Origin of the sequence: Kitasatospora sp. NPDC002965 (assembly GCF_040611255.1) — a bacterium.
In the GTDB taxonomy this organism is placed as follows: Bacteria; Actinomycetota; Actinomycetes; order Streptomycetales; family Streptomycetaceae; genus Kitasatospora.
Genome location: NZ_JBEXNT010000219.1, coordinates 1 through 9,593, shown reverse-complemented (window position 1 = coordinate 9,593; position 9,593 = coordinate 1). Strand labels below are relative to the sequence as shown.

The 9,593-nt window shown below is 73.5% G+C and carries 8 protein-coding genes and 2 riboswitches; of the genes, 2 read left to right on the top strand and 6 right to left on the bottom strand.

The window, feature by feature from the left end:
* Positions 1-165: 165 nt before the first annotated feature.
* The 5 genes from ABZY91_RS40285 to ABZY91_RS40265 form a co-directional block, all read right to left on the bottom strand.
* A complete protein-coding gene (locus ABZY91_RS40285; RefSeq protein ID WP_329882190.1) occupies positions 166-1,230 on the bottom strand; it encodes an NlpC/P60 family protein in 1,065 nt (354 codons plus the stop codon).
* Between the two features lie 228 nt (positions 1,231-1,458).
* Positions 1,459-2,652, bottom strand: a complete 1,194-nt coding sequence (locus ABZY91_RS40280; RefSeq protein WP_329882208.1) for an NlpC/P60 family protein — start codon at positions 2,650-2,652, stop codon at positions 1,459-1,461.
* A 10-nt stretch (positions 2,653-2,662) separates the two neighbouring features.
* A riboswitch (cyclic di-AMP (ydaO/yuaA leader) is annotated at positions 2,663-2,815 on the bottom strand.
* 364 nt (positions 2,816-3,179) lie between these two features.
* The gene (locus ABZY91_RS40275; protein ID WP_329882191.1) at positions 3,180-4,223 is read right to left on the bottom strand and encodes an NlpC/P60 family protein; all 1,044 of its coding nucleotides are present in this window, start codon (positions 4,221-4,223) and stop codon (positions 3,180-3,182) included.
* A gap of 212 nt (positions 4,224-4,435) precedes the next feature.
* Complete coding sequence (locus tag ABZY91_RS40270) at positions 4,436-5,737, bottom strand: NYN domain-containing protein (protein WP_329882209.1); 1,302 nt, start codon at positions 5,735-5,737, stop codon at positions 4,436-4,438.
* Positions 5,738-6,285: 548 nt separating this feature from the next.
* On the bottom strand, positions 6,286-6,555 hold the full coding sequence (locus ABZY91_RS40265) for a hypothetical protein (RefSeq protein ID WP_355409021.1): 270 nt from the start codon (positions 6,553-6,555) through the stop codon (positions 6,286-6,288).
* 202 nt (positions 6,556-6,757) lie between these two features.
* Here ABZY91_RS40265 and ABZY91_RS40260 point away from each other — a divergent pair, with 202 nt between their 5' ends.
* Both ABZY91_RS40260 and ABZY91_RS40255 read left to right on the top strand, forming a co-directional pair.
* On the top strand, positions 6,758-7,558 hold the full coding sequence (locus tag ABZY91_RS40260; RefSeq protein WP_329882193.1) for a rhomboid family intramembrane serine protease: 801 nt from the start codon (positions 6,758-6,760) through the stop codon (positions 7,556-7,558).
* A 41-nt stretch (positions 7,559-7,599) separates the two neighbouring features.
* A complete protein-coding gene (locus ABZY91_RS40255; protein ID WP_327676407.1) occupies positions 7,600-7,881 on the top strand; it encodes an Lrp/AsnC ligand binding domain-containing protein in 282 nt (93 codons plus the stop codon).
* A gap of 28 nt (positions 7,882-7,909) precedes the next feature.
* Here ABZY91_RS40255 and ABZY91_RS40250 read toward each other — a convergent pair whose 3' ends face one another.
* Positions 7,910-9,307 carry an aminotransferase class V-fold PLP-dependent enzyme gene (locus ABZY91_RS40250; protein WP_329882194.1) on the bottom strand — a complete coding sequence of 466 codons (1,398 nt, stop codon included), beginning with the start codon at positions 9,305-9,307 and terminating at the stop codon, positions 7,910-7,912.
* A gap of 51 nt (positions 9,308-9,358) precedes the next feature.
* A riboswitch (SAM riboswitch) is annotated at positions 9,359-9,476 on the bottom strand.
* Between the last annotated feature and the right edge of the window lie 117 nt (positions 9,477-9,593).

The following is a 9,593-nucleotide window of genomic DNA, read 5'->3' as shown; positions in this document are numbered from 1 at the left end:
CGGGTTCCGCGGCGGGCGCGGGGGCGGGGGCCGACGCCGGAGCGGCCCGGCCGGCCCCGGGCATCGAGAGCTGGGCCAGACCGGCGGCCGCGAGCAACAGGGCGCCGCGCCGGGACAGCGTCCGGCCGCCGCCCGTGGCGCCGGCCGGGGAGGGGCCGCGGCGGCTCAGAGCCGGATCACCCCCGCGACCGGCATCGCGCCGACGCTCTCGTAGCGGACCTTGGCCCCCGGGTACGGGGCGTGCACGATCACGCCACCGCCGGCGTACATCCCGACGTGGTGCATGTCCCGGTAGAAGATCACCAGGTCTCCCGGCCGCGCTTCGGAGAGTCCCACCCGCCGGCCGGCGTACGCCTGGGCCTGCGAGGTGCGCGGCAGGGTCACTCCGGCCTGCCGCCAACTCCAGTACATCAGACCGGAACAGTCGAACGCCTTGGGCCCGGTGGATCCGTACACGTAGGGCGAGCCGATCATCTTGACGGCGGCGGCCAGTGCGGCGGCGCCCCGCTCGGAGGCGGGCGGGGCGGTCCCGAGGTCCAGCCGGTCGGTGCCGCGCGTGGCCCGCTGCTCCGCCTCCCGGGCGTCCTGCGCCGCCAGCCGCGCCCGCTCGACGACGCCGAGGCTGTTGAGGAGCCGCTGCGCCTTGGCCAGCCGCTGCTGGATCTGCTGCTTGCTCTCGGCGAGCGCCTTGCGGGTCTGGTCCAGCTCGGCGAGTTTGGCGGACGTCTCGGCGCGGCGCTGGTCGAGTCCGCGCTGCCGGGCGACCACCTCGCGGAGCGTCTCGTTCTGCCGCTCGGCGGCCTGGTCGAGGCTGCGGGCCCGGGAGAGGTAGCCCGCCGGGTCGGCGGAGAGCATCAGCTGCACGGTCTGCGCCATGCCGCCGCCCCGGTACTCGGCGCCGGCCACCGCCGCGAGGTCGCCGCGGAGCTGGTTGAGCTCGTCCTGGGCGACGGCGGTCTGCTGCTGGAGCGTGCCGGTCTCGTGCTGGAGCTTCTGCTGGGCCTCCTGCGCGGCGTTGTGCCGCTCGGAGGCCTGCTCGGCCTCCTCGTACAGCTGCTCCACCTGGGCCTTGACGTCCTTGCGGTTGGCGGGCCCGTCCGGGGAGCCGGGCGCCGCCTGGGCGGTGCCTCCGGTCGCCACACCCAGCGCGGTGGTGGCCGCCGCGGTGAGCACCAGCGCCCGGGCGAGGGCGTGCGCACCTGACAGCGGGGAACGGCGGTGCACGGGCATGCGGCGTCGGCTCCGATCCTGCGGCAACGGCCCGCCGCCGCCCCGGGGAGGACGGCTGGAAGCGGGAGTCCGGTGGCAGACGTTAGCGAGTCCGGGCAACCGAGTCCAAACCCCTCCCAACCCGAATATTTGACCCTCAATCGGACATCAGCCCGAGCGGGGGAAAAGCCGCAGGCCCGGCCTCCCCTCGCGGGGAGACCGGGCCCGTACGGACCGCGTGATCGGGGATCAGAGGCGCACGATGGAGTTGACCGGCATGTTGGAGGCCGCCTCGTAACGCACCGACGCACCCGGCTTGGGGGCGTGGATGACCTGACCGCCGCCCACGTAGATGCCGACGTGGTGCCGGTCGCCGTAGAAGATGACCAGGTCGCCGGGCTGGGCCTGGGAGATGTCCGAGCCGATCCGGGTACCGGCGCCGGCCTGCGCCTGCGAGGTACGCGGCAGCGACACGCCCGCCTGGGCGTAGGCCCAGCCGGTGAGGCCGGAGCAGTCGAAGCTGCTCGGGCCGGTGGCGCCGTAGACGTACGGGGCACCGAGCTTGCTCTCGGCCGCGGCGATCGCGGCGGCGGCGCGCGAGCTGTTGGCGGCGGGCGCGGCCGGCTTCGGCGCCGCCGGAGCGGAGGAGGCCGGCGCGGCGGGCGCCTGGGTGGACGGAGCCTGGGTGGACGGCGCGCTGAGGTTGGTGCGGTCGTTCTCACGGGAGGCGCGCTCGGCGTCGGCCTTCGCCTTGGCGACCTTGGCGGCCTCGGCCTTGGCGGCGTCCGCCTTCGCCTTGGCCTCGGCGGCGGCCTTCTCCTCGGCCGCGCGGATCGCCAGGCGCTCCTGCTCGCTGAGGGTGTTGAACAGGTCCTGGGCCTTCGTCAGCTTGGCCTGGACCTCCTCCTTGGAGGTCTTCAGCTGCTGGGTGGTGGCCTCCAGCTCGCCGAGCTTGTTCTGGGTCTCGGTGCGGTCCTGGTCGAGCCTGCGCTGCTGCTCCTGGAGCTCCTTCAGCGCGCCGGACTGGGTCGAACCGGCCTGGTTCAGGGCGTCGGCCTGGTTGAGGAAGTTGTCCGGGCTGGAGGAGAGCACCAGCTGGACGGTCTGCGATATGCCGCCGGTGCGGTACTGCTCGCCGGCGATCTCGGCGAGGCCGCCCTGCGCCTCGGTCACCACAGCCTGCTGACGGGCCACCTTGTCCTGGAGGTCGCCGACCTGCTTCTGCAGCTCCTGCTGCTTGGCCTGGGCGCCGTTGAGCTTCTCGGTGGCGATCTCGGCCTGCTCGTTGAGCTGGTCGACCTGCTCCTTGACCTGGTCCTTGGTCGGCGTCGGGTCGGCGTGGGCGCCGGACTGCGCGGAAAGGGCGACGGCCGCGGCGGCGAGGCCGGTCATGATCGAGACCCGGGTGCGGCCGGCGGGCTTGGGACGACGATGGGACGCCACGAAGGCGGACTCCTTCTTCCTCATCCGCCTACCGGGTGAGCTGACGGGTTCGGGCGGAAGCGTGCCCTACGACGCCTCACCGGCCGCTCACGCGACCGACCTGGCGCCGATTCACCCCGGAGGAACGTGGTTCCCCGGCTCCACTCCACAGCGCCCCCGACTGCTGGGCTCTCACTCGGACGGGCGACTGCCCGTCCCGCTGTTTCACGAACTCGGCGGGAACCACCGCCGCCACCCGGGCTGGGTGATCGACTGTGCGGTGGTTCGAGGTACGACCCTAGTAACAGATCCGTGATCCGTTCAAATCCTTGTCGGAAAAAAGCTAGAAGAATACCGAAGTTCATTTGTGAATATGACCGGGTGTGACCAGCGCCGTACACGGAGCTGATCGTTCCTCACCTCGCGGTCGAACCGGCGGCCGAAACACCCGCGCCACCCCCGTTCGGAGGTGGCGCGGATCACAGGGCCTTCGGCGGGCCCGCGGGCGTGTCGTGGCGGACCGTCAAACGGCCGGACACCCCGGCGCGTCAGACGCGGCGGATCGTGTTGATCTTCATCCCGTCGGCCTTCATCACCTTGATCACGTCACCGGTGCGGGGCGCGTGCACCACCATGCCGTTGCCGATGTACATCGCGACGTGGCTGCGGTCGTCGCGGTAGATGATCAGGTCACCCGGCTGCGCCTCGGCGAGCGACGGCACCCGGGTGCCGTAGTTGCCCTGGGCCTGCGAGGTACGCGGCAGCGAGACCCCGGCCTTGCCGTACGCCCAGACCATGAGCCCCGAGCAGTCGAAGCTGTTCGGGCCGGTGGAACCCCAGCCGTACGGCTTGCCCTGCTGGGCCATCGCGAGGGCCACCGCGGAGCCGGCCATGCCGGAGGCCTTCGGGAGCTCACCCAGGTCCGGGCGCTCGGTCCCGCGCGAGGCGCGGTCGGCCTGCTGCTGGGCCGCCTTCAGGGCCGCACGGTCGGCGGCGCTGAGCGAGTTCAGCAGGTCCTGGGCCTCCTTGAGCTTCTTGTTCACCTCCGCCTTGGACTGGTTCAGGTCCTTGGTGGTGGTGTCCAGCGAGGCCAGGACGGCGGCCGCCTCGACCTTCTGCTGGTCCAGCCGGCGCTGCTGGTCCTGGAGCCCCTTGAGCGCCTCGGCCTGGCTGGAGCTGGCCTGCTGAACGCTGCTGGCCTTGTCCAGGTAGCCGGACGGGTCGGAGGAGAGCATCAGCTGGACCGACGGGTCGATGCCGCCGGTGCGGTACTGCGCACCCGCGACCTCGGCCAGCCCGGCCTGAAGCTGGGTCATCTGCTCCTGACCGCGGGCCACCTGGTCCTGGAGCTGGTCAGCCTGCTTGCGCAGCTGGTCGGCCCGCTCCTTGGCGCCGTTGAATCGCTCGGTGGCCTGTTCGGCCTCCTCCTGCAGCTGGTCGATCTGCGCCTTGACGTCGTCCTTCTTGGGCGACGGGCTCGGCGCGGCGTGAGCGGCGACCTGGGCGGAGAGAGCGACCGCGGTCGCAGCGGCCGCGGTGAGCACGGTGACTCGCGCGCGGCTCGGCTGCTTGGGACGGCGGTGGGAGGCCAAAAGACCGGCTCCTTCTTCCAATGGACTCACCTGAACGGGTGAGAATCCGGAAAATAGGTTTGACGCCAGACACTAGTGAAGATCCACGCTTTGCGCCACTCCCCCGTTGGCGTGAACCCGTCCCCCACTCCCTGACTTCACGAGACCCTCACATCGCCGCAATCCCGGCGCTGACCAGGCGTCATTCCCGCCCGCTCGGAACCGGCGCACGGCTACGGCCGGGCCAGCCGATTGAGCAGCAGAACGGAGGCTACAGGGCGCGCGCCCGCCTTCCGTACGCCCTCCGCGACCTCCCGGTCGGTGGAGACCACCACCACCGGGCGCCCCTGCGGCTCGGCCCGCACCAACCGGCGGATCAGCTCGTCCGCCGTCTCCCCCGTTCGGCTGAACCGCACCCGCACGCCGCGCGGCGGCGCCATGATCACCGGCACGTCCAGGTCCTGCCCGTCGAACACGCAGGTGACCTCCGCCTGGGTGCGCTGCGCCAGCATCGCCAGCCCGCCCAGCAGCCGGATCCGCTGCTGCTCCAACGGCAGCGTCGGGTAGCCCGTCTTGGTCACGTTGTAGCCGTCCACCACCAGATGGACCTGCGGGATCGCCAGCAGCTGGTCCAACAGCGCCGGGTCGTCCTCCGCCAGACCGCGCCGCGCCACGTCGTGCGGCGAGGCCGAACCCGGCACCACCGCCTCCACCAGGTCCGCCGGACGGATCTGGGACACCGGGAGCGCCAGCTCCCGCTGCAGCCCCTGGGCCGACTGGAGGACGGCGTCCAGCAGCAGCCGCAGCCGCATGTCCTCGACGCTGCGCCCCTCGCGGGCCGACCGGCGGCCCTGCTCGACGGCGGTCTCCAGCTCCGACACCCGGTGCCGCAGCCGCCGCGTCTCGCTCTCGCCGGCACTCCGCTCGGCCGCCGCCTGCGCCTTGACCGCCTCGAACTCGACGGCCAGCTTGCGGGTCTCGGCCTGCGCCCGGCGGGTGTCGCTCTCCAGCGAACGGACCTTCCGGCGCAGCGACTCGGCCTCCTTGCGGACGTCCTCCGACTCGCTCCGCTGCCGGTCGAGGTCGGCACGGGCGGCGGCCCGCACCTCGGCCAGCTCGGCCTGCAGCTTCTCCACCAGCCGGGCCGCCTCGGCCGCCGCACCTTCGGCGCCGGCCCGCTCGGCCTCCTCGCCCGCCTCCGCGACCAGGCGGCTCCAGCCCGCCGACCGGACCAGGTAGGCGGCGGCGGCCACGTCCATCGGATCGGCGGCACCCGGAACGGTGCCCGACTCCAGCGCCCGGACCAGATCGGGCTGGCCCAGCCGCAGCCGCTCCGCTATCCGCACGCGGAAGGCCGGCTCGGACTCCAGCGCGGCGGCCAGCGCGGTGGCCGCGTACTTGGCCCGACGGGCCGGGGTGAACTTGGCGTACTGGCGCAGCGACTGGGGCAGCTCGCCGAGCGGCAGCCCGCCGAGCGCGTCGGCGGCCAGGCCGACCACCCGTCGGCGCACCCCCTCGGGCAGCGGCCGGTCCAGCTTCTCGGCAGGCGTCTCCGCGGGCGCACCGGCAGGCGTCTCGGTGGGCGTCCCCGCGGGCGCACCGGCAGGCGTCTCGGTGGGCGTCCCCGCGGGCGCACCGGCAGGCGTCTCGGTGGGCGTCTCGGTGGGCCGTTCGTCGGACGGCTCCTCCGCCGTCGACGGCGTCAGCCCGTCACGGTCGCCCGTCCCACCGGCACCGGAGGGCCCGTCGTGCCCACCCTGCTCGCCCGGCCCGCCCGGCCCGTCGACGGCTGCCGCCGGTTCGTCACCGCCACCGGGCTCCTCACCGCCGGCCACCTCGGCCGCGGCGTCGGAACCGAAGGGAGCGGCCACGGCCGCGTCCGGCGCCTGCGCGTCCACAGCGGGCTGCTGCCCCTGCGGCCCGGCGGGCTCCTTCGCTGCGTCCACCACGTCCTCGGCTCCGATCCTGGTCCAGCGGGCGACGGCCGGCGGCCGGCACCCGCGTCACACCCCGTGCGTTCTCTCTGTATTGTCCCGTGCGGTGGACCGCCACGCCGTGTGCCGTCCACCGCACGGGCGGGGCATCAGCCCTGCTCGCCGACGGCCTCGGGCCCGGCGTCCGCCGCACCCGGGCGGGCGACCAGCTCGACCTGGTCCACCGCGTTGCACCAGCGGCATCGCACCGACTCGACGGTCTCGCTGAGGACCTGGGTCTCCTCGACCTTGGAATCGCCGGCCAGGTCGAAGTGGAGGAACTCGGTCACCCGGGCGGTGCGGGTGACGTCGAAACGGGTCAGGTTTCCGCAGAGCGTGCAGCGCCAGCGCGTCTCGGCGGTCAGAGCGGGGACAGTCATCGGGGGTCCTCTCGGGTGGTCCCTGGATGGGCTCAGGCGCTCCCCCCGGAGCCCCGGCGTCGGCGGCGGGAGGCGGGAAGGCCCGCCCCAAGCCTATTGCCTGGGGCAACCTTCGTGACCACCGGTCACGGCGATCACCGCCTTGGGCCACCTGCCGTAACGACGCGGTCCCGCCCGGTCCGCCGGAGGGATGCTTGGCGGCATGGCGATCCCGGTCCTCGACCACGCCGGTGCACGGGACGGCCGACCGGCCGCCGCCGCTCCGGCCGTCTGCTACGCGCTGATCGCGCTCAACACCGTGGTCTTCCTGTTCGGGCCCGCCGCCGGACTCAATCCGCTGTACGGGCGCGACCAGGCCCGGGTCTGTGCCGAGCAGCGCTACGAACAGCGCTGGGGGGCCGTGCCGGCCGAACTGCTGGCCGGGCATCCGCTCACCGCCGAACAGCTGGCCGAGGCCCCCGACCCGGTGCCCGGCTGCCCGGCCGCGCCGACCCCGGGGAAGCACCCGGCGCTCTCGGTGCTCAGCGCGCTCTTCCTGCACGGCGGCTGGCTGCACCTGCTGGGCAACCTGCTCTTCCTCCACGTCTTCGGCCCGACCGTCGAACGGCGGCTCGGCCGCCCCCGGTTCGTCCTCTTCTATCTGGCGGCCGGGGCGGTGGCCACCTACGGCTTCGCGCTCGCCGAGGCGCACACGGCGGACTCGACCCGGGTGCTGATCGGCGCCTCCGGGGCGATCTCGGCCGTTCTCGGCACCTACCTCCGCCTGCACCCGCGGGCCCGGGTCACCACGCTCGTCCCGCTGCTGCTCTTCCTCCCGCTGCGGTTCCCGGCCTGGCTGGTGCTCGGGCTCTGGTTCGCCCTGCAGTGGTGGTCGGTCCATTCGGCGGGGCCGGGGGTCGCCTACCTGGTGCACGTGATCGGCTTCGCGGCCGGCTTCCTCTACGCCTGCACCCTGGCCGAGCGCCGCCCCCGGGCCGCCCGCCGCCCGCGACCGTCCGGCTGACGCCCGATACGCTGGCGGCACCTCACAAAGGAGCTCGCACCGTGATCACCGCCATCGTCCTGATCAAGACCAGCGTCGACCGCATCCCGGAGATCGCCGAGGCGATCGCCGCCATCGAGGGCGTCAGCGAGGTCTACTCGGTGACCGGCGGGTACGACCTGGTCGCGATGGTGCGGGTGCGGCGACACGACGACCTCGCCGAGGTGATCCCCGGCCGGCTCAACAAGGTCCCGGGCGTGGCCCACACCGAGACCCAGATCGCCTTCCGCACCTACTCCCAGCACGACCTGGAGGCCGCCTTCGCGATCGGCCTCGACGCCTGACCCCGTCAGGCGCCCGGCCGGCGCTCCGTCAGGCTCCCCGACGGGTGTCCGCGACGCAACGGCCGCCCTCGTTGCGGTAGTTCCAGGCCGCCCCGTCCGTGACCAGGTCGCGGACGGCGGTCAGGAACCGGTCGATGTGCTCGTCCGGGGTGCCCGCGCCGAAGCTCACGCGGATCGCGTTCAGGCTGCGCTCGCCCGGCAGCGAGGGCTCGGGCGCACCGCACTCGGACGGCGCGACGTCCTCGTCGCCGAGCAGGGTGCGGAGCAGCGGGTGCGCACAGAACAGGCCGTCGCGCACGCCGATGCCGTACTCGGCGGAGAGCGCGGCCGAGAAGTGCGAGCTGTTCCAGTCCTGGACGACGAAGGAGAGCACGCCCACCCGGGCCGACTCCGGGCCGAACAGGTTGAGCACCTTGACCTGCGGGATCTCCGCCAGTCCGGCCTTCAGCCGCTCGACCAGCACGCGCTCGCGGGCCTCCAGCGCGTCGAAGCCGGCCTCGGTCAGGGCCCGGCAGGCGGAGGCGATCGCGTACGCGCCGATCACGTTCGGGGAGCCGGCCTCGTGCCGGGCCGGGCCGGTGTGCCACTGCACGGCGACCGAGCCGTCCTCCTCGCGGGCCACCGTCCGGGTGGCGCCGCCGCCGGCCAGGTACGGCTCGGCCGCGTCCAGCCAGTCGGAGCGGCCGGCCAGCACACCGGCACCGAACGGCGCGTACAGCTTGTGTCCGGAGAAGGCGATCCAGTCCACGTCCAGCTCGCGCACCGAGACGCGGTGGTGCGGGGCCAGCTGCGCGGCGTCCAGCACCACCCGGGCGCCGTGGCGGTGGGCGGTCCGGGTCAGCTCGGCGACCGGCCACAGCTCGCCGGTGACGTTCGAGGCGCCGGTGACACAGAGCAGCTTGGGGCCCTCGGGCGACTCGGCCAGCGCGGCGTCGAAGGCGGCGACCGCCTCGGCGTGCGAGCGCGGGGCGCGCAGGTAGGTGACGGCCAGGCCGGCGTGCGCCCAGGGCAGCAGCGAGGCGTGGTGCTCGGTCTCGAACGCGAACACCCGGGTGCCGGCCGGGACGGCGGCGGCCAGCAGGTTCAGCGAGTCGGTGGTGGCGCGGGTGAAGACCACCTGGTCGCCCTCGCGCAGGTCCAGGAACTCGGTGACGGTGCGGCGGCTCTGCTCGAACAGGTCGGTGGAGAGCTGCGAGAGGTACCCGGCGCCGCGGTGCACGCTGCCGTAGTACGGGGCGTAGGCGGCGACGTCGTCCCAGACCCGCTGGAGCGCCGGGGAGCTGGCGGCGTAGTCGAGCGCCGCGTAGCCGACCTTCTCACCGGTGGCGAGCGGGACCTGGACGTCGTGGCCGAGGACGGCGAGGAGCGGCTGCGCGGCGTCGGTCTGGTCGAGGACGGCGGCCGGGAACTGGGAGGAAAGGGACATGGGGATGCACTCCTTCTACGGGCCTGGACCCCGGGAGTACACCTCGTCCGGCGTCCGCGCTTGTCACGCGGACGGATTGCCGCATGACCCGGTCCTCACCCAGGGCACCCCGCCACGGACGGAGGGTTGCCGGACAGCCAGCTGGGGCTTGATGCTGTCACTCATGACCTGGCGAAGACTCTAGGTCGCGTCCGTCCCGTGGTCAAACACGGGTCCACATCCCGGACGGCCGTCCGGGCAGCGGTCGGCGGACCGGGCTGCGGCCCGGCCGGCCCGGGTCGCAGCC